Here is a 20,096-nt window from a genome sequence, read left to right as displayed (position 1 = left end):
TTTCACCGGCAGCAGCGTTGTGGCCAGCCCGGCAGGCTTCCTCATTTCTTTGATGTGAGGACTAACCATGTTAACCATCTATCGCACTACCCTGTTCGTCCTGTCGCTGACCGTCATCTTTCCCCTGAAAGCCGCTACCGCCGTGGCCGGCTATTTGAATGAGGAACAACGGCAAATCGCCACGCTGTTGCCGCCGCCGCCTTCAACAGCGACGCCGCAGAATCGGGCGGATCTGCAGGCGGTGCTGACCATACAGGCTAGCCGTACGGCGGAACAGATCGCCAAGGCCAAGCGGGATGATCATCTGGAAGACGCCGCCTTTCCCTTTGCCCGCGATATTTTCGGCCCGACGTTCACCGTCGATCGCCATCCGCTCACCGCTGCCCTGTTCCGCCGGGTTTATCAGGACTTTGAGCAAAGCCTGATGCCCGCCAAAGCCTTCTATAGTCGCCCGCGCCCCTATGAGGCCGACAGCCGCGTAAAACCGCTGCTGCCGCCGCCGGAAGGCGACTCCTACCCCAGCGGGCACGCGATGGACAGCTACCTGACGGCGATCCTGCTGGCGCAGATGGTGCCGGAAAAACGCAGCGCGCTGTTTGAACGAGCGGCAAGCAATGCGCAAAGTCGGGTCATTGCCGGCGTCCACTACCCGAGCGATCTGGAAGGCGGCAAGCTGGCAGCGACGGCGCTCGCCGCACGGCTGCTGGCGAACCCGCAGCTGCAGGCCGACCTGCAACGCGCACGCGCGGAGGTGCGCGCCAACCTGCGGTTATAACGTCGGTAAATAACGCAGGGCGGCATCCAGCGCGCTGCCCTGCCCGCCGTGCCGTTGTAGATAAGCGCCGACCGCCTGCATGCCGCTCCAGCGGTTTTCGCACCACAGCGGCGCCAGCAGCGTCGGCCGGCGGGCGCTGGCGGAAAGGCGGTGGTACACCACCTCGCCCGGCGTATGGCGGATCATCTCCCCGGCGCTGGCGGCGTAATCCTCCAGCGCCAGTTCGGGCAACCGCCCGGCCTGCCACGCCCGCGCCAGGGTGCTGCCGGTGACGACGTGCAGCGGGTGCAGCTTGATGCCATCCACGCCGGTCTCCGTCACCTGCTGCAGCGTGAGCAGATGATCGCGCTGGGTTTCTCCCGGCAGCCCGACGATCAGATGGCAGCACACCTTCAGCCCGCGCTGCCGGGCCAGCCGCGCAGTCTGCTGATAACAGCGAAAATCATGGCCGCGGTTGATGCGCTTCAGTGTCTTATCGTGCGCCGTCTGTAACCCCAGCTCCAGCCACACCTCATAGCCTTGCTCGCGGTAGCCCGTCAGCAGATCCAGCGCGGCGGCCGGCACGCAGTCCGGCCGGGTGCCGACGCACAGGCCGACCATGGCACTCTGCGCCAATGCCTGCCGATACATCGCCTCCAGCCGTTCAACCTCCGCATAGGTGCTGGTATAGGCCTGGAAATAGGCCAGATAGCGCCGCGCCCGATCGACCCGCGCGGCCTGCTGCGCCAGCTGTTCGGCGATGCTCTGCCGCTGCATCGCCTCATCGGCGAACGAGGCAACGTTGCAGAACGTACAGCCGCCGCGCCCCAACGTGCCGTCGCGGTTAGGGCAGCCGAATCCGCCGTGCAGCGTGAGTTTATGGATCTTTTCGCCATAGCGGCGCTGGAGATCCGCGCCAAACATATTGACTAATTGCGGCAACTGCATAATCTTGGTGATTCTCTGTGTTCAAAGCCGCGATGCTAATAAGAAACGGTTTTTCCCGCGATGACAGAGATCAACGCTTTCACCGCAAGGCGCCACCAGGCATAACTATTCATCATAAATGCAAATCAATTCACTATAATTCTGATGAATTATTCTAATCGTCACGCAACCGTTAACGGCAATATGACAACACGGTGAAAAATAGTCATAAACATCAGCCAAGCAATATCTTATAGAATAAAATTCTGGCATTACCCCTCGCACTAGCATGGTGCAGAGATTAAGGGGTTGCACTATAGTGAGACAGCTCACACTTCTGAGTGGATCGGCGTTGCCCCACGATAGTGCAAAAATGCATTAAAACTCTTATTTTTCAAATAAATAAATACCATCAATTCGATAAGAATCTATCTTAAGCCCACATTTGACCTGCGAATTCTTTCTCGCTAAGTTGGAAGTCCGCTGGAAGCTTTCTGGACGGGCAAACGTCTCGTCATATTTATGCAGTAATTGAAGACTCCCTCTTAAAACAAGTCCTATACCACTTGTGAGACCGTCACGAGAGGCCATTGATGGAGGGCGGAAAAGCAGATTGGCGGGGTTAACTTGCTGATTGGACTTCTGCCTGAAATTGGGAAGCCCCCTCGCAGTAGGTTGTGAGAGTCACGCAGAGCCTGGGGAGGTTCACGATATGTTGTACGATAAATCCCAAGAGAGGGACAACTGTGGTTTCGGCCTGATCGCCCACATAGAAGGCGAACCTAGCCACAAGGTGGTGCGCACCGCCATTCACGCGCTGGCCCGCATGCAGCACCGCGGCGCGATCCTCGCCGACGGCAAGACCGGCGACGGCTGCGGCCTGTTGCTGCAAAAACCCGATCGCTTCTTCCGCATGGTGGCGGAAGAGCGCGGCTGGCGTTTGGCCAAAAACTACGCCGTCGGCATGATGTTCCTCAGCCAGAATGAAGAGGAAGCGCGCCTCAGCCGCCGCATCGTGGAAGAAGAGCTGCAAAACGAAACGCTGTCGATCGTCGGCTGGCGTGAAGTGCCGACCAACCCGGACGTGCTGGGTGAAATCGCCCTCTCCTCCCTGCCGCGCATCGAGCAAATCTTCGTTAACGCCCCGGCCGGCTGGCGCCCGCGCGATATGGAGCGCCGCCTGTTCGTGGCGCGCCGCCGCATCGAGAAACGCGTGCAGGATGACAGTTTCTACGTCTGCAGCTTCTCCAATCTGGTGACGATCTATAAAGGCCTGTGCATGCCTGCGGATCTGCCGCGCTTCTATCTCGATCTGGCGGACCTGCGCCTGGAATCGGCCATTTGCCTGTTCCACCAGCGCTTTTCCACCAACACCGTGCCGCGCTGGCCGCTGGCTCAGCCGTTCCGCTACCTGGCGCACAACGGCGAAATCAACACCATCACCGGCAACCGCCAGTGGGCGCGCGCCCGTACCTATAAATTCCAAACGCCGCTGATCCCGGACCTGCAGGCCGCCGCGCCGTTCGTCAACGAAACCGGCTCCGACTCCAGCTCGCTGGACAACATGCTGGAGCTGCTGCTGGCGGGCGGGATGGATCTCATCCGCGCCATGCGCTTGCTGGTGCCGCCGGCCTGGCAGAACAACCCGGACATGGACGGCGATCTGCGCGCCTTCTTCGACTTCAACTCGATGCACATGGAGCCGTGGGACGGCCCGGCCGGCATCGTGATGTCCGACGGCCGCTACGCCGCCTGTAACCTCGATCGCAACGGCCTGCGCCCGGCGCGCTATGTGATCACCAAAGACAAGCTGATCACCTGCGCCTCCGAAGTCGGCATCTGGGATTACCAGCCGGATGAAGTGGTGGAAAAAGGCCGCGTCGGCCCCGGCGAGCTGATGGTGATCGACACCCGCAGCGGCCGCATCCTGCACTCGGCGGAAACCGACAACGATCTGAAAAGCCGCCACCCGTATAAAGAGTGGATGGAGAAAAACGTCAAACGCCTGGTGCCGTTCGAAGATCTGCCGGACGATCAGGTCGGCAGCCGCGAGCTCGACGACGCGCAGCTCGAAACCTACCAGAAACAGTTCGGCTACAGCAGTGAAGAGCTGGATCAGGTGATCCGCGTGCTGGGCGAAATTGGCCAGGAAGCCACCGGTTCGATGGGCGACGATACCCCGTTCGCCGTGCTCTCCAGCCGGCCGCGCATCGTTTACGACTATTTCCGCCAGCAGTTCGCGCAGGTCACCAATCCGCCGATCGATCCGCTGCGTGAAGCGCACGTCATGTCGCTGGCCACCAGCATCGGCCGCGAAATGAACGTGTTCTGCGAAGCAGAAGGCCAGGCGCACCGCCTGAGCTTCAAATCGCCGATCCTGCTGTACTCCGATTTCAAACAGCTCACCACGCTGGAAGGCGAATACTATCGCGCCGAGACGCTCGATCTGACCTTCGATCCGCAGCAGCAGGATCTGGAGCAGACCATTCGCGCCCTGTGCGACGAAGCGGAACGCAAGGTGCGCGAAGGCGCGGTGCTGTTGGTGCTGTCCGACCGCGCCATCGCGCCCGGCCGCCTGCCGGTACCGGCCCCGATGGCCGTTGGCGCCGTGCAAACCCGGCTGGTGGAGAAAAGCCTGCGCTGCGACGCCAACCTGATCGTTGAAACCGCCAGCGCCCGCGATCCGCACCACTTCGCCGTGCTGCTCGGCTTCGGCGCGACCGCCATCTACCCGTATCTGGCCTATGAAACCCTGGCCAAGCTGGTGGACAGCCAGGCGATCGACAAGAAATACCGCGACGTGATGCTGAACTACCGCAACGGCATCAACAAAGGCCTGTACAAGATCATGTCCAAAATGGGCATCTCGACCATCGCCTCTTACCGCTGTTCCAAGCTGTTCGAAGCGGTCGGCCTGCACCGCGATCTGGCGGACCTGTGCTTCCAGGGCGTGGTCAGCCGCATCGGCGGTGCCAGCTTCAGCGATTTCCAGCAGGATCTGCAGAACCTCTCCAAGCGCGCCTGGCTGAAACGCAAACCGCTGGAGCAAGGCGGCCTGCTGAAGTTCGTGCACGGCGGCGAATACCACGCTTACAACCCGGACGTGGTGAACTCGCTGCAAAAAGCGGTGCACAGCGGCGAGTACAGCGACTATCAGGCCTACGCCAAGCTGGTGAACGAGCGGCCGGTCGCCATGCTGCGCGATCTGCTGGCCATTACGCCGAAAGGCGAACCGATCCCGGTCGATCAGGTCGAGCCGGCGGAGTCGCTGTTCAAACGCTTCGACACGGCGGCGATGTCGATCGGCGCACTGAGCCCGGAAGCGCACGAGTCGCTGGCGATCGCCATGAACGGCCTCGGCGGCTTCTCCAACTCCGGCGAAGGCGGCGAAGATCCGGCGCGCTACCGCACCAACAAGGTGTCGCGTATCAAACAGGTGGCCTCCGGCCGCTTCGGCGTCACGCCGGCCTACCTGGTGAACGCCGACGTGATCCAGATTAAGGTGGCGCAAGGCGCCAAGCCGGGCGAAGGCGGCCAGCTGCCGGGCGACAAAGTCACCCCGTACATCGCCAGACTGCGTTACTCGGTGCCGGGCGTGACGTTGATCTCCCCGCCGCCGCACCACGACATCTACTCGATCGAAGATCTGGCGCAGCTGATCTTCGATCTGAAGCAGGTCAACCCGAAGGCGGTGATCTCGGTGAAACTGGTGTCCGAGCCGGGCGTTGGCACCATCGCCACCGGCGTGGCGAAAGCCTATGCCGATCTGATCACCATCGCCGGTTACGACGGCGGCACCGGCGCCAGCCCGCTGTCCTCGGTGAAATATGCCGGCTGCCCATGGGAACTGGGCCTGGTGGAAACCCAGCAGGCGCTGGTGGCCAACGGCCTGCGCCACAAGATCCGCCTGCAGGTGGACGGCGGCCTGAAAACCGGCGTGGACATCGTCAAAGCGGCGATCCTGGGCGCGGAAAGCTTCGGCTTCGGCACCGGGCCGATGGTGGCGCTGGGCTGCAAATACCTGCGCATCTGCCACCTCAACAACTGCGCGACCGGCGTTGCGACTCAGGACGACAAGCTGCGCCGCGATCACTACCACGGCCTGCCGGAACGCGTGACGAATTACTTCCAGTTTATCGCGCGTGAGACCCGCGAGATCATGGCCCAGCTGGGCGTAAGCCAACTGGTGGATCTGATCGGCCGCACCGAATTCCTGACCGAGCTGGACGGCATTTCCGCCAAGCAGAACAAGCTGGATCTGTCGCCGTTGCTGACAACCGCCACGCCGCATCCGGGCAAAGCGGTGTACTGTACCGAAAGCAGCAACCCGGCGTTCGACAAGGGTCTGCTGAACAAAGAGTTGCTGGCGCAGGCGCAGCCGTACATCGAAGCGAAGCAGGGTAAAACCTTCTACTTCGACATTCGCAACACCGACCGCTCCGTGGGCGCCATGCTGTCCGGCGCGATCGCCAACGTACACGGCGATCAGGGGATGGCAGGCGATCCGATCAAGGCGCACTTCTCCGGCACCGCCGGGCAGAGCTTCGGCGTCTGGAACGCCGGCGGTGTCGAGCTGACCCTGACCGGCGACGCCAACGACTATGTCGGCAAAGGCATGGCCGGCGGCAGCATCGCGGTGCGCCCGCCGATCGGTTCCGCCTTCCGCAGCCATGAAGCCAGCATCGTCGGCAACACCTGCCTGTACGGTGCCACCGGTGGCAAGTTGTTCGCCGCCGGCCGCGCGGGCGAACGTTTCGCGGTGCGCAACTCCGGCGCCATCACCGTGGTGGAAGGCATCGGCGACAACGGCTGCGAATACATGACCGGCGGCATCGTCTGCGTGCTGGGTAAAACCGGCATCAACTTCGGTGCCGGCATGACCGGCGGCTTCGCCTACGTGCTGGACGAAGACGGCGAGTTCCGCAAGCGCGTGAACCCGGAGCTGGTGGAAGTGCTGGATGTCGATCAGCTGGCGATCCATGAGGAGCACCTGCGCGGCCTGATCACCGAACACGTGCAGGCGACCGGCTCTTCCCGCGCGGAAGAGATCCTGGCCAACTGGCCGGAGTGGGCGCCGAAGTTCGCCCTGGTCAAACCGAAGTCCAGCGATGTCAAAGCGCTGTTGGGTCACCGTAGCCGTTCCGCAGCCGAGCTGCGGGTGCAGGCGCAGTAAGAGGTAGGTCATTAATGAGCCAGAACGTTTATCAATTTATCGACCTGCAGCGTGTTGATCCGCCAAAGAAACCGCTGAAGATCCGCAAAATCGAGTTCGTCGAGATCTACGAACCGTTTTCGGAAACCCAGGCCAAGGCCCAGGCGGACCGCTGTCTGTCCTGCGGCAACCCGTACTGCGAGTGGAAGTGCCCGGTGCACAACTACATCCCGAACTGGCTGAAATTGGCCAACGAAGGCCGCATCATGGAAGCGGCGGACCTGGCGCATCAGACCAACAGCCTGCCGGAAGTGTGCGGCCGCGTATGCCCGCAGGATCGCCTGTGCGAAGGCTCCTGCACCCTGAACGACGAGTTCGGTGCGGTCACCATCGGCAATATCGAGCGCTACATCAGCGATAAGGCCATCGAAATGGGCTGGAAGCCGGATATGTCGCACGTGCAGCCGACCGGCAAGCGCGTGGCGATCGTCGGTGCCGGCCCCGCCGGGCTGGCCTGCGCCGACGTGCTGACCCGCAATGGCGTCAAGGCGGTCGTATACGATCGTCATCCGGAGATCGGCGGCCTACTGACCTTCGGCATCCCGGCCTTCAAGCTGGAAAAGGAAGTGATGGTCAAACGCCGCGGCATCTTCAGCGAGATGGGCATCGAGTTCCAGTTGAACACCGAAGTGGGCAAAGACGTCAGCATGGAGACCTTGCTGAGCGAGTACGATGCGGTGTTCCTCGGCGTCGGCACCTATCAGTCGATGCGCGGCGGCCTGGAGAATGAGGAGGCGCAGGGCGTGTACGACGCGCTGCCGTTCCTGATCGCCAACACCAAGCAGCTGATGGGGTATGAAACCGAGCAGCACGAGCCTTACGTCAGCATGGAAGGCAAACGGGTGGTGGTGCTGGGCGGCGGCGATACCGCCATGGACTGCGTGCGTACCTCGGTGCGTCAGGGCGCAACTCAGGTCATCTGCGCCTACCGCCGCGACGAAGCCAACATGCCGGGCTCCAAGCGCGAAGTGAAGAACGCCCGGGAAGAAGGGGTGGACTTCCAGTTCAACCTGCAGCCGCTGAGCATCGAACTGAACAGCGCCGGCCGCGTGGCCGGAGTGAAAATGGTGCGCACTCAGCTGGGCGCGCCGGATGCCAACGGCCGTCAGACGGCGGAGCAGGTGCCGGGTTCCGAACACGTGATCGACGCGGACGCGGTGGTGATGGCGTTCGGCTTCCGCCCACACCGCATGGACTGGCTGGCGGCGCACGACGTGCAGCTGGATAAACAGGGCCGCATCCTGGCGCCGGAAGGCAGCGACAACGCGTTCCAGACCAGCAACCCGAAAATCTTCGCCGGTGGTGACGCAGTGCGCGGATCTGACCTGGTAGTGACGGCGATCGCCGAAGGCCGCAAAGCGGCAGACGGCATCATGAACTACCTGGAAGTGTAAACCTTCCGTACCATCAGAGGCCCGGCATATTGCCGGGCCTCTGTTTTTAGCCTGCCACGCTTTGTAACAACCTCCCCGCTCCTCACCGCCTCAACGCGCTATAGTATTGAGTTAGCACCATTGCGGGGCGCGGCTGCGCCTGACACCGAGATAAGGATAGCGAACATGAAATGCTCCATTTCCCTGTTGGCCGGCGCGCTGCTGGCCGTCAATTTCAGCGCTTCAGCCATGGCGCTGGATTCGCAGGAGGTTGGTTACAATATCGAAGCGCGCGGCGCACGGCCGGTCGTGGCGCAGTTGGGCAAGGCCGGGCAGTTCGGCGCCGTGGAAAACAGCATCCGGCTGGGGGACGACAGCTGGATTGCCCTGGCGCCCAAGTTGGCCGGCGGCGGCAATGCCGGATTTACCGCCGGCATCAAATCAGCCCTCTCTGCAGCCCTGATCTACAATCCGGCGGCGGTGTTGCAGGCGCTCAACAAAGGAAACGATCTGCCGCTCAATGACATTTGCACCGCCCCGCCGGAAGTGCAAGGCGATACCGCCATCACCAGTTTCCGTGAGCGTGCAACCCACGCCCTGTCTACCGTACGCGTAGGCGATCTCAGCGCGCCGCGCGACGCCTGCATTGCCGCGTTGAAAGGCTGACCCGCTTCTGCCGGGCAAAAAAAAAGCACCCCCATGGGGTGCTTTTTCGTTTGTTCTCACGGGGTTATTTCACCACGCGCAGCGCCGGGCGGCCACCGCGCGGCGGCTGCGGCGGTTCGTCATCCGGGCCGTTGTCTTCCGCGGTATCCGGGCGATCGCCGTCGATCACTGACATCAGGGTTTCCGAAGGGATCGTCTCATTGTCCAGACCTTCGAACACGCCTTCGCTCTCGTCGTAGGCGGCTTCCGGTTCGAACATCGTGCCGGCGCCGTTTTCACGCGCATAGATCGCCAGCACGGCGGCCATCGGCACCGAAACCTGACGCGGCACGCCGCCGAAGCGCGCGTTGAACTGCACGTCTTCGTTACCCAACGCCAGGTTGCCTACCGCGCGCGGCGCGATATTCAGCACGATCTGGCCGTCACGCGCGAACTCCATCGGCACCTGCACGTCCGGGCGAGTCACGTCGACCACCAGGTGCGGCGTCAGTTGGTTATCCAGCAGCCAGTCGTAGAACGCCCGCAGCAGATACGGGCGACGCGGCGTCATCTGAGACATGTCCATCGCGCTTAGCCCCGGGTCTGCAGGCGCATTTCACGCTCGGCTTCGGTCAGGGAAGCCAGGAAGGCGTCGCGTTCGAAGACGCGGGTCATGTAGCCTTTCAGCTCTTTGGAACCGGCACCGCTCAATTCGATGCCCAGCTGCGGCAGACGCCACAACAACGGCGCCAGGTAGCAATCCACCAGGCTGAACTCTTCGCTCATGAAATACGGCGCCTGACCGAAGATAGGCGCGATCGCCAGCAACTCTTCGCGCAGTTGGCGGCGGGCGGATTCCGCTTCCTGGCCGCTGCTCTTCTCGATCTTGTCCATCAGCGAGTACCAGTTCTTCTCGATGCGCAGCATCATCAGACGGCTCTCACCACGGGCAACCGGGTAAACCGGCATCAGCGGCGGGTGCGGGAAACGCTCATCCAGATATTCCATGATGATGCGGGATTCATACAGGGTCAGTTCGCGATCGACCAGCGTAGGCACCGTCTGGTAAGGGTTGAGGTCAATCAGATCTTGCGGCAGGTTATCCATTTCGACCTGCTCGATCTCGACGCTGACACCTTTCTCCGCCAGTACGATACGTACTTGATGGCTAAAAATGTCGGTCGGGCCAGAGAACAGCGTCATTACCGAACGTTTGTTGGCAGCGACAGCCATGAAAACCTCCAAGTTATCTAGAAAATACTGCGAATAGCCAACTGACAGGCTGCTATCCTGAATAATCTTGCCGCAGGCCGGCAGCACGCAGCGCGACCCGAGCCCATAAAAAACCGGCCCAGGAGGTCAACTGCACGGCGAACAGGCGCAAAAGTGGATGATAGTTTACCAGATTCTGCTTGTTTTGTGGGGGCGGTGCGGCGAATTCATGTTGAATTGTCTGATATGCCACAGATTTTAGTCGGGGACGGCGGATTTCAGGCGTAAAAAAACCCGGTGAAGCACCGGGTTTTTTGCGTAAATCGCACTGCCGAAGCAGCGAAAATTAACGCTTGGAGAACTGCGGACGACGACGTGCTTTACGCAGACCGACTTTCTTACGTTCAACCTGACGAGCGTCACGGGTGACGAAGCCAGCTTTACGCAGTTCAGAACGCAGAGTCTCATCGTATTCCATCAGTGCACGGGTGATACCGTGACGGATAGCGCCAGCTTGACCGGAGATACCACCACCTTTAACGGTGATGTACAGGTCCAGTTTGCCAACCATGTCGACCAGTTCCAGCGGCTGACGAACTACCATGCGGGCAGTTTCGCGACCGAAGTACTGTTCCAGGCTGCGCTGGTTGATAACGATGTTACCGTTGCCCGGCTTGATGAAGACGCGAGCGGCGGAGCTTTTGCGGCGACCAGTGCCGTAGTATTGATTTTCAGCCATTGCCATTAATCCCGATTAAATGTCCAGAACTTGCGGTTGCTGTGCCGCGTGATTGTGCTCGGTGCCCGCGTAAACTTTCAGTTTACGGAACATAGCACGACCCAGCGGGCCCTTTGGCAGCATGCCTTTAACCGCGATTTCAATCACGCGCTCAGGACGGCGGGCAATCATCTCTTCAAAGGTCGCTTGCTTGATACCACCGATGTGGCCGGTGTGGTGGTAGTACACTTTGTCTGTACGCTTGTTGCCGGTTACAGCAACTTTGTCAGCGTTCAGAACGATGATGTAATCACCGGTATCCACGTGCGGGGTGTATTCCGCTTTATGCTTGCCGCGCAGGCGACGAGCCAGTTCAGTAGCGAGACGGCCTAAAGTTTTACCATCTGCATCAACAACGTACCAGTCGCGTTTTACGGTTTCTGGTTTAGCTGTAAAAGTTTTCATTAGAAAGCTTACCCAATAATTAGTTACACGTTGGTGAACACCCAAACGCTCGAAAACAGTTGAGGCTCACACGACCATACAAGTCCAGCAAACCTACCCCTTCGAATAGCCATTGCCGGCACTATAAAGTTTTTGGGAAAAAAAACTTTGTTGTAACGTGGGGTCGCAAGATTATAGAGAAGTCGCTCACAAAGATCGAACGGTTTTTGAATGGAAAATAAATTTATCGCCGGCGGCGGACAACCGGCGATAGGCCCGGCGGGCTCAGGGCAGATGCGGCAGCTTGAGGTACTCTTCGCTCTGCATTTCCTGCAGGCGCGACAGGCAGCGCTGGAATTCAAATTTCAGCTGCACCCCCTGATAGATCTCGAACATCGACGCTTCGGCGCCGATCACCAGCTTGATGTGACGCTCGTAGAATTCATCCACCAACGCCAGGAAACGGCGCGCGGTATTCTCTTTCAGCGGCCCCATCACCTGCACATTATACAGGATCACGCTGTGATACAGCCGCGACAGCGCGATGTAGTCCAGCTGGCTGCGCGCCTCTTCGCACAGCGTGTGGAAATCCACCGCCAGCACGCCGTCCACCGAACGGATCGCCTGCAGCGGCCGATGGTTGATCTGCAGCACCGGCGCGTCCTCCCCCGCCTTGCCCGCCAGCTTGACGAACATCCGATCCAGCGCCTCACGCGTCTGGTCGCTCAGCGGTGTCAGGTAGAGGTGCGCCTGGGTCAGGGTGCGCAGACGATAGTCGATGCCGGCGTCGACGTTCATTACGTCGCAGTACTCGTTGATGAGATCGATGGCCGGCAGGAAACGCGCCCGCTGCAGGCCGTTGCGGTACAGATCGTCCGGCGGGATGTTCGAGGTGGCCACCAGCGTGATGCCGCGCGCGAATAGCGCCTGCAGCAGCGTGGCCAGCAGCATGGCGTCGGTGATGTCGGAGACGAAGAATTCGTCGAAGCACAATACGTCGGTCTCGGCCTTAAAGCCGTCGGCGACGATTTCCAGCGGGTTTTCCCGCCCCTGCAACTCGGTCAGCTCTTCATGCACCCGCAGCATGAAGCGGTGGAAGTGCAGGCGCATTTTGCGATCGCCCGGCAAACTGTGGAAGAACATATCCATCAACCAGGTTTTGCCGCGCCCGACGCCGCCCCACATATACAGCCCCTGCACCGGGCGCTGCGGCGCCGTGTCGCCGCCTTTGCCCAGCAAGCGGCTGAGCTTGCCGCGCAGCCCGCCGGCCGGCGCGTTCGCCGCCGGCTTTTGCCGCAGAGCCTGATAAATGCGATCCAGTTGAGTGACGGCCCGGCGTTGAACCTCATCGGCCTGATATTCCCCCGCATCCAGCGCCTGCTGGTAGCGAGATAACGGTGATAGTGCCTGCATCTGTTCGATGTTCCCTAAGAACGCTTAGAAATTATTTAGCCAACGTTGGCGGCAAGTTGATGCCGATTCGCACCGTTATCGCCACAAATGCCCGCTGCGGGCGCCGCTGAAAACCCTGTAAAAATTAGGTGGAAGCGCATCAGGATTCCACTCGGACAAGGTTAACGGTTATAGTGGATATTATTAAGTGAAAAATCCCTGCGGAACAACGAAGTCAAAATAGGAGTCATCATGACCTGGGAGTATGCGCTGATTGGTTTGGTCGTCGGTATCGTTATTGGTGCGGTGGCGATGCGTTTTGGCAACCGTAAATTGCGTCAACAACAAGTCTTGCAGAATGAGCTGGACAAGAGCAAAACCGAGCTGGAAGAGTACCGTCAGGAGCTGGTCGGCCACTTCGCCCGCAGCGCCGAGCTGCTGGATAACATGGCGCGTGATTATCGCCAGCTGTATCAGCACATGGCGAAAAGCTCCAACAACCTGCTGCCGGATCTGCCGATGCAGGAGAACCCGTTCCGCTATCGCCTGACCGAAGCGGAAGCGGACAACGATCAGGCGCCGGTGGAAATGCCGCGCGACTATTCGGAAGGGGCCTCCGGCCTGCTGCGCGGTCAAAGCGCACGCCGCGACTGATATTCCTTCTTCGCCCGCGGGGCCTCCCGCGGGTTTAATCCCGTTTGTGCCATATTGACCTTCCCTCGCATTACCTTTACTGAACTTTGCACGCAAATTCACGGTCTTACCCTTCACTATGACAAGGCGATTGCCTTATCATCAAATTTTCATCGGCAGGTATTGAGAGAGTTATCATCAATGAAGAAAAAGTCGTTAATTCTTAGTGCATTGGCAATGAGCCTCGGTCTGGCGCTCAGCGCCGCACCGGCGGCCAACGCGGCCCTGCCCGTCGCCGTGCAGGGGCAGCCGCTGCCGAGCCTGGCGCCGATGCTGGAAAAAGTCTTGCCCGCCGTCGTGAGCGTGCATGTCGCCGGCACCCAGGTGCAGCGTCAACAGTTGCCGGAAGAGTTCAGACGCTTCTTCGGCCCCAACTTCCCCGGCCAACAGCAGAGTTCCCGCCCGTTTGAAGGGTTGGGCTCCGGCGTGATCATCGACGCCGCCAAGGGCTACGTGCTGACCAACAACCACGTCATCAACAACGCCGATAAAATCCGCGTGCAGTTGAACGACGGTCGCGAGCTGGACGCCAAGCTGGTCGGGCGCGATGAACAGTCCGACATCGCCCTGCTGCAGCTCAGCGATACCAAAAACCTGACCGCCATCAAGATGGCCGATTCCGACCAGCTGCGCGTCGGCGACTTCGCCGTGGCGGTCGGCAACCCGTTCGGCCTGGGCCAAACCGCCACCTCCGGCATCATCTCAGCGCTGGGCCGTACCGGCCTGAATCTGGAAGGGCTGGAAAACTTCATTCAGACCGACGCCTCCATCAACCGCGGCAACTCCGGTGGCGCGCTGGTTAACCTGAACGGCGAACTGATCGGCATCAATACCGCCATTCTGGCGCCGAGCGGCGGCAACGTCGGCATCGGCTTCGCCATTCCGAGCAATATGGCGCAGAACCTGAGCCAGCAGCTGATCGAATTCGGCGAAGTGAAACGCGGCCTGCTTGGCATCAAGGGCAGTGAAATGACCCCGGACATGGCCAAAGCCTTCAACACCGACGCGCAGCGCGGCGCCTTCGTCAGCGAAGTGTTGCCGAAATCCGCCGCCGCCAAGGCCGGCATCAAAGCCGGGGATATTCTGGTTTCCGTCGACGGCAAACCGGTTAACAGCTTTGCCGAACTGCGCGCCAAGGTCGGCACCACCGCACCGGGCAAAACCCTCAAGGTAGGCCTGCTGCGCGACGGTAAACCGCAGGAAGTCTCGGTCACGCTGGACAACAGCGAGAGCGCCTCGACCAACGCCGAAACGCTGTCGCCGGCGCTGCAGGGGGTATCCCTAAGCAACGGCGCGCTGCCGAGCGGCGACAAGGGCGTGAAGGTGGAGAACGTGGATAAAGGCTCGACGGCGGCGCAAATCGGCCTGCAAAAAGGCGACGTGATCATCGGCGTCAACCGCCAGCGCGTGGACAGTATCACCGCGCTGCGCAAGGTGCTGGAAGCCAAGCCACCGGTGATGGCGCTCAATATCGTGCGCGGTAACGAAACCATTTATCTGCTGCTGCGTTAATTTGTGCAAAAACCGGGCTCGGTGACATACTGCGCCCGGTTAACTCATGCTATCCTCCGAACATCGTTCACCACACCACGAAAACTCCATGTTTGCTAAGCTCTTGCGTTCTGTCGTTATCGGTCTCATCGTTGCCGGCCTGCTGTTGGCTGCCCTGCCCATGCTGCGCTCTTCCAACGGCCTGTTTGCAGAGAAAACCGAGAATACCAGCGACGAAACGCCGGTGAGCTACAACAAGGCGGTGCGTCGCGCCGCCCCTGCCGTGGTGAACATCTACAACCGCAACCTGAACGGCGCCGCCAACGTGCTGTCGCTCGGTTCCGGCGTGATCATGAACGAACGCGGCTATATCATCACCAACCGCCACGTGATCAAAGACGCTCAGCAGATCACCGTGGTGTTGCAGGATGGCCGCCGCTATGAAGCGCTGCTGGTCGGCTCCGACGGCCTGACCGACCTGGCGGTGCTGAAGATCGATCCCGGCAACCTGCCGGTGATCCCGACCAATAAAAATCGCGTTGCCCACGTCGGCGACGTGGTGCTGGCGATCGGCAACCCCTATAACCTGGGGCAAACCGTGACTCAGGGCATCCTCAGCGCTACCGGGCGCATCAGTATGAGCACCACCGGTCGGCAGACGTTCCTGCAGACCGACGCCTCAATCAACCGCGGCAACTCCGGCGGCGCGCTGGTCAACTCGCTGGGTGAGCTGATCGGTATCAACACCCTGACCTATGACAAAATCACCGACGGCGAAACGCCGGAGGGCCTCGGCTTCGCCATTCCGATCGAACTGGCCACCAAAATCATGGACAAGCTGATCCGCGACGGCCGCGTGATCCGTGGCTATTTCGGCATTCAGGGCAAGGAGATCATTCCGCTGCGCCCCTCCAATTCCGGCATCGATCGCCTGCAGGGCATCATCGTGACCGAAATTACGCCGAACGGCCCGGCGAGCAACGCCGGTTTCCAGATCAACGACATCATCATCAACGTGGATAACAAACCGGCGGTATCCGTGCTGGAAACCATGGACCAGGTGGCGGAGATCAGACCGGGCACCGAGATACCGGTTATCGTGCTGCGCGACGGCAAACGCATTACGTTGAAAATGACGGTGGGTGAATTCCCGGAAGACAGCAATTAAAAAAGGGCCGGCATTGATAGCCGGCCCTTTGCTATTCATCCTGCCGACGCAGTCGCGCCGGCGCTAATGACTTACTCGCCTTTCACGCGCTCGATGTTCGCACCCAGCGCACGCAGCTTGTCTTCAATACGCTCATAGCCGCGATCGATGTGATAGATGCGATCGACAACGGTCACGCCGTCGGCGATGCAGCCGGCGATCACCAGGCTGGCGGAAGCGCGCAGATCGGTCGCCATCACCTGAGCGCCGGACAGCTGTTCAACGCCATGACAGATCACGGTGTTGCTCTCGATCTCCGCGTGTGCGCCCATGCGGATCAGTTCCGGCACGTGCATGAAGCGGTTTTCGAAGATGGTTTCGGTGATAACGCCGGTGCCTTCCGCCACCAGGTTCAGCAGGCTGAACTGGGCCTGCATGTCGGTCGGGAAGCCCGGGTGCGGCGCGGTGCGCACGGTGACCGCTTTCGGGCGCTTGCCGTGCATGTCCAGGCTGATCCAGTCTTCGCCCACTTCGATATCGGCACCGGCTTCGCGCAGCTTGGCCAGCACCGCATCCAGCGTGTCCGGACGGGTGTTGCGGCACATCACTTTGCCGCCGGAAACCGCGGCGGCGATCAGGAAGGTGCCGGTCTCGATACGGTCGGGCAGCACGCGGTACACGCCGCCGCCCAGACGCTCGACGCCCTCGATGGTGATCTTGTCGCTGCCAGCACCGCTGATCTTCGCGCCCAGCGTGTTGAGGAAGTTGGCGGTATCGACAATTTCCGGCTCACGCGCGGCGTTTTCGATAACGGTGGTGCCGGTCGCCAGGGTCGCGGCGCTCATGATGGTCACGGTCGCGCCCACGCTCACCTTGTCCATGACGATGTGCGCGCCCTTCAGGCGGCCCTCGACGGACGCCTTGACGTAGCCTTCTTCCAGCTTGATCTCGGCACCCAACTGCTCCAGGCCGGTGATGTGCAGATCGACCGGACGCGCGCCAATCGCGCAGCCGCCCGGCAGGGAAACCTGACCGCGGCCGAAACGCGCCACCAGCGGCCCCAGCGCCCAAATGGAAGCGCGCATGGTTTTCACCAGATCGTAAGGGGCGCAAAACTCGTTCACGCCGCTGGCGTCCACGAAGACCGAACCGTTGCGCTCAATCTTGGTACCCAACTGGTTGAGTAGTTTAATGGTGGTGTCGATGTCCTTCAGCTTAGGGACATTCTGCAGCTCGACCGGCTCTTCCGCCAACAGGGCGGCGAACAGGATCGGCAGGGCGGCGTTTTTGGCCCCGGAAATAGACACTTCACCGCTCAGGCGGGTCCGACCCTGCACACGAAATTTATCCATCTGACTACTCTCTGTTATCTAATCTGAAGCTGCCCGCCCGGCAGGGCAAACAGCCTTAAAATCCGTTGAGTTTGCGGTCTCGCTGCCACTCTTCAGGGGTGTACGCCTTAATAGACAAGGCATGAATGCGGTTGTCCGCAATGTATTCCATCAGCGGTGCGTAAACCGTCTGCTGTTTTTTGACGCGGCTCATGCCGGCGAACAGTTCACCGACCACGATCGCCTGAAAATGGCTACCGTCGCCCGTCACATGTACTTCATCCAGTGCCAATGCCTGCATCAGCACGTCTTTAATCTCGTTGGTTTCCATAGTATCCAGTTCTGCCGCTAAAGGATCATAAACAGCCTAGTATCTTAGTGGAATACGATGTTTTCTTAAACTAAAGAAAAAGCCCCTGCATAACAGGGGCTTTGTATCGTTTTACCACGCAAGAGCGGCCTAAAACGCCGCTAACCGGCGGTATCGACAGGCATTATCGCCTGCAGGTTGTAGAGCGCGATCAGCGTTTTCAGGCGCTCGGTAGCGCCGAAAATTTTCAGCGCTACGCCGCGTTGGCGCTGCTCTTCCTGCAGATGCAGCAACAGCGCCAGCCCGGCGGAGTCCACGCGCTGCAGTTGCGCCACGTCGATCGCGGTTTTATCCGCCATCAGCGCGGCGCGCTGCCGCCACAGCGGCTGCAGCGTTTCCCGATCCAGTTCACCGCGCAGGATCAGCGTCTGCCGCTCTGATTCGAAGCTGAGCGCTGCCGACATCAGTTTTTCTTGTCCAGCGTGATAGGCTGCGCGGCGGCGGCCTGCAGCTGCTTGGTCAGGCCGTCGATGCCCTGAGTACGCAGCGTAGACGCCCACTCATTTTGCTTGGTGGTGATCATGCTGACGCCTTCGGCGATCATGTCATACGCCTGCCAGTAGCCGGTTTTGCTGTTCTTGCGCCATTGGAAATCCAGACGCACCGGCGGGCGGCCGCCGTTGTCGATGATGGTGACGCGAATAGCCACGATGTCGGCATTGCCCAGCGGCTGTTCAGGCGCGATCTGGTAAGTCTGGCCGTGATACATCGCCAGCGCCTGGCCGTAAGCCTGCTCCAGGTAAGCCTGGAAGGCGGTGAAGTAAGCTTCGCGCTGCGCAGGCGTTGCCTCTTTGTAGTAACGCCCCAGCACCAGCGCGCCGGCGTATTTCACCTGCACGAACGGCATCAGTTCCTGATGCACGATGGCACGCAGGTAGTTCGGGTCCTGCTTGATCTTCGGCTGTTCGTTCTTCAAACGGCTGAAAGTCTTCTGCGCCGCTTCTTGCATCATGCTGTAGGGATTGGTTTGGTCGGCTGCGCTCGCCAGCGGTGCAACCACCAGCAGAGCCACCATCAGTAAACGTTTAAACATGCAGGTATCCTCTCTTAATGATTTGGAACAGCGGGTTGCGGTGCGGCGCCGGCAGCCGGCTCAGCGGCCGCGTCTCCCGATTTGGCGCTGTCCTGACCGCCGCTTTTATACAGGAACTGGCCGATCAGGTCTTCCAGAACCATGGCTGATTTGGTGTCCTGAATGGTGCCGCCATCTTTCAGGATGGTGGTGCCCATATCAGGATCTTCAAAGCCCACGTTAAGCGCCAGATATTGCTCGCCCAGCAGGCCGGAGGTGCGGATCGCCAGCGAGCTGGTATCCGGGATTTGGTCGTACTTTTTCTGGATATCCAGCGCTACGCGCGGCGTGTAGGTTTTCGAATCGAGTTCGATGTCCGCCACGCGGCCGATCACCACGCCGCCAATTTTCACCGGCGAACGCGGTTTCAGGCCGCCGATGTTGTCGAACGTCGCGTAAATGCGGTAGGTCGGCTCGCTGCCGATCGATTTAAGGTTCGCCACCTGCAGGCAGATAAACACGATGGCGCACAGCGCGATCAGCATAAATGCCCCAACCCAGATTTCACTCTTCTTCGTTTGCATCGAATCAATTCCCAAACATCAGTGCGGTCAGCACGAAATCCAATCCCAACACCGCCAGTGACGAATGCACCACGGTACGCGTCGTCGCCCGGCTAATCCCTTCAGAGGTAGGCACGGCGTCGTACCCATTGAAAATGGCAATCCAGGTTACGGTAATGGCGAATACCACGCTTTTGATCAGGCAGTTGAGCAGATCTTTTTTCCACTCCACGGCGCCCTGCATCGCCGACCAGAAGAAGCCGCTGTCGATGCCCTTCCAGTCCACGCCGACCACCGAACCGCCCCAAATGCCGATCGCCACGAAGATGATGGTCAGCAGCGGCATGCTGATAAGCCCGGCCCAGAAGCGCGGTGCCACGATGCGCCGCAGCGGATCGACCGCCATCATTTCCAGGCTGGAGATCTGCTCCGTCGCCTTCATCAGGCCGATTTCCGCCGTGAGTGCGGAACCGGCGCGGCCGGCAAACAGCAGCGCCGTGACCACCGGCCCCAGCTCACGCAGCAGCGACAGCGCCACCATCATGCCAAGGCTGGCCTCGGCGCTGTAGGTGGTGAGCACGATATAGCCCTGCAGGCCCAGCACCATGCCGATAAACAGCCCGGAGACCATGATGATCAGCAGCGACTGCACGCCGACGCTGTAAAGCTGTTTCAACAACAGCGGCCACTGCTTGCCGGGTTCCGGCCGGCCAATCAATGCGTTGAACAGCATCAACCCGGCGCGGCCGAAGCTGGCGCTGGTGTTGATGCCACTGCGCCCCAGAGACGCTAACGCTCTTAATAACATGAGC

At 60.4% G+C, this 20,096-nt stretch carries 19 protein-coding genes; 7 read left to right on the top strand and 12 right to left on the bottom strand.

Annotated elements, in window-relative coordinates; translation table 11 throughout:
- Positions 1–67 precede the first annotated feature (67 nt).
- On the top strand, positions 68–775 hold the full coding sequence (locus ACJ8IJ_RS12530; RefSeq protein ID WP_049189095.1) for an acid phosphatase: 708 nt from the start codon (positions 68–70) through the stop codon (positions 773–775).
- Here ACJ8IJ_RS12530 and ACJ8IJ_RS12525 read toward each other — a convergent pair.
- Positions 770–1,702, bottom strand: a complete 933-nt coding sequence (locus ACJ8IJ_RS12525) for a TIGR01212 family radical SAM protein (protein ID WP_004937093.1) — start codon at positions 1,700–1,702, stop codon at positions 770–772. The two genes, ACJ8IJ_RS12530 and ACJ8IJ_RS12525, sit on opposite strands and share 6 nt — an antisense overlap.
- A gap of 691 nt (positions 1,703–2,393) precedes the next feature.
- Between ACJ8IJ_RS12525 and gltB the strand changes: the two genes are divergently transcribed.
- The 3 genes from gltB to ACJ8IJ_RS12510 all read left to right on the top strand — a co-directional run bounded on the left by gltB (position 2,394) and on the right by ACJ8IJ_RS12510 (position 8,932).
- Positions 2,394–6,854 carry a glutamate synthase large subunit gene (gene gltB / locus ACJ8IJ_RS12520; RefSeq protein WP_015379169.1) on the top strand — a complete coding sequence of 1,487 codons (4,461 nt, stop codon included), beginning with the start codon at positions 2,394–2,396 and terminating at the stop codon, positions 6,852–6,854.
- Between the two features lie 14 nt (positions 6,855–6,868).
- Complete coding sequence (locus ACJ8IJ_RS12515; RefSeq protein ID WP_015379170.1) at positions 6,869–8,287, top strand: glutamate synthase small subunit; 1,419 nt, start codon at positions 6,869–6,871, stop codon at positions 8,285–8,287.
- Between the two features lie 165 nt (positions 8,288–8,452).
- Positions 8,453–8,932, top strand: a complete 480-nt coding sequence (locus tag ACJ8IJ_RS12510) for a hypothetical protein (protein ID WP_004937086.1) — start codon at positions 8,453–8,455, stop codon at positions 8,930–8,932.
- Positions 8,933–8,996: 64 nt separating this feature from the next.
- On the opposite strand, the gene sspB is transcribed toward ACJ8IJ_RS12510, so the two are convergent.
- From sspB to zapE, 5 genes are all read right to left on the bottom strand, one after another.
- Positions 8,997–9,497: a ClpXP protease specificity-enhancing factor gene (sspB, locus tag ACJ8IJ_RS12505; RefSeq protein ID WP_004937084.1), complete on the bottom strand. Its 501-nt coding sequence runs from the start codon at positions 9,495–9,497 to the stop codon at positions 8,997–8,999.
- 5 nt (positions 9,498–9,502) lie between these two features.
- Positions 9,503–10,144 (bottom strand): stringent starvation protein SspA, encoded by a 642-nt coding sequence (gene sspA, locus ACJ8IJ_RS12500; protein WP_004937082.1) that lies wholly within the window; start codon positions 10,142–10,144, stop codon positions 9,503–9,505.
- Positions 10,145–10,469: 325 nt separating this feature from the next.
- The gene (rpsI, locus tag ACJ8IJ_RS12495) at positions 10,470–10,862 is read right to left on the bottom strand and encodes a 30S ribosomal protein S9 (RefSeq protein ID WP_004937080.1); all 393 of its coding nucleotides are present in this window, start codon (positions 10,860–10,862) and stop codon (positions 10,470–10,472) included.
- A 15-nt stretch (positions 10,863–10,877) separates the two neighbouring features.
- Positions 10,878–11,306: a 50S ribosomal protein L13 gene (rplM, locus tag ACJ8IJ_RS12490; protein ID WP_004937079.1), complete on the bottom strand. Its 429-nt coding sequence runs from the start codon at positions 11,304–11,306 to the stop codon at positions 10,878–10,880.
- 264 nt (positions 11,307–11,570) lie between these two features.
- Positions 11,571–12,698, bottom strand: coding sequence for a cell division protein ZapE (gene zapE, locus ACJ8IJ_RS12485; RefSeq protein WP_004937077.1), 1,128 nt, complete (start codon positions 12,696–12,698; stop codon positions 11,571–11,573).
- A 231-nt stretch (positions 12,699–12,929) separates the two neighbouring features.
- Between zapE and zapG the strand changes: the two genes are divergently transcribed.
- The 3 genes from zapG (at position 12,930) to degS (ending at position 16,029) form a co-directional block, all read left to right on the top strand.
- The gene (gene zapG, locus ACJ8IJ_RS12480; RefSeq protein WP_004937074.1) at positions 12,930–13,331 is read left to right on the top strand and encodes a Z-ring associated protein ZapG; all 402 of its coding nucleotides are present in this window, start codon (positions 12,930–12,932) and stop codon (positions 13,329–13,331) included.
- Between the two features lie 180 nt (positions 13,332–13,511).
- Positions 13,512–14,882 (top strand): serine endoprotease DegQ, encoded by a 1,371-nt coding sequence (degQ, locus tag ACJ8IJ_RS12475; RefSeq protein ID WP_004937072.1) that lies wholly within the window; start codon positions 13,512–13,514, stop codon positions 14,880–14,882.
- 88 nt (positions 14,883–14,970) lie between these two features.
- Complete coding sequence (degS, locus tag ACJ8IJ_RS12470; RefSeq protein WP_004937070.1) at positions 14,971–16,029, top strand: outer membrane-stress sensor serine endopeptidase DegS; 1,059 nt, start codon at positions 14,971–14,973, stop codon at positions 16,027–16,029.
- Between the two features lie 71 nt (positions 16,030–16,100).
- On the opposite strand, the gene murA is transcribed toward degS, so the two are convergent.
- The 6 genes from murA to mlaE all read right to left on the bottom strand — a co-directional run bounded on the left by murA (position 16,101) and on the right by mlaE (position 20,092).
- Entirely contained in the window at positions 16,101–17,360 is a 1,260-nt protein-coding gene (gene murA / locus ACJ8IJ_RS12465; protein ID WP_004937068.1) for a UDP-N-acetylglucosamine 1-carboxyvinyltransferase, read from the bottom strand.
- A 55-nt stretch (positions 17,361–17,415) separates the two neighbouring features.
- Positions 17,416–17,670, bottom strand: a complete 255-nt coding sequence (gene ibaG, locus ACJ8IJ_RS12460) for a BolA family iron metabolism protein IbaG (RefSeq protein ID WP_004937066.1) — start codon at positions 17,668–17,670, stop codon at positions 17,416–17,418.
- A 140-nt stretch (positions 17,671–17,810) separates the two neighbouring features.
- Positions 17,811–18,113: a lipid asymmetry maintenance protein MlaB gene (mlaB, locus tag ACJ8IJ_RS12455; RefSeq protein ID WP_004937064.1), complete on the bottom strand. Its 303-nt coding sequence runs from the start codon at positions 18,111–18,113 to the stop codon at positions 17,811–17,813.
- Positions 18,113–18,742 carry a phospholipid-binding protein MlaC gene (gene mlaC, locus ACJ8IJ_RS12450; RefSeq protein WP_004937063.1) on the bottom strand — a complete coding sequence of 210 codons (630 nt, stop codon included), beginning with the start codon at positions 18,740–18,742 and terminating at the stop codon, positions 18,113–18,115. The genes mlaB and mlaC overlap by 1 nt, the downstream gene beginning before the upstream one ends.
- Positions 18,743–18,756: 14 nt before the next feature.
- Positions 18,757–19,305, bottom strand: a complete 549-nt coding sequence (gene mlaD / locus ACJ8IJ_RS12445; RefSeq protein WP_004937061.1) for an outer membrane lipid asymmetry maintenance protein MlaD — start codon at positions 19,303–19,305, stop codon at positions 18,757–18,759.
- A gap of 4 nt (positions 19,306–19,309) precedes the next feature.
- Positions 19,310–20,092 (bottom strand): lipid asymmetry maintenance ABC transporter permease subunit MlaE, encoded by a 783-nt coding sequence (gene mlaE / locus ACJ8IJ_RS12440; protein WP_004937059.1) that lies wholly within the window; start codon positions 20,090–20,092, stop codon positions 19,310–19,312.
- Positions 20,093–20,096: the final 4 nt, after the last annotated feature.

The organism is Serratia sp. CY40230, from assembly GCF_052168835.1.
In the GTDB taxonomy this organism is placed as follows: Bacteria; Pseudomonadota; Gammaproteobacteria; order Enterobacterales; family Enterobacteriaceae; genus Serratia; species Serratia nematodiphila.
This window is presented reverse-complemented; position numbering and strand designations above follow the sequence as displayed.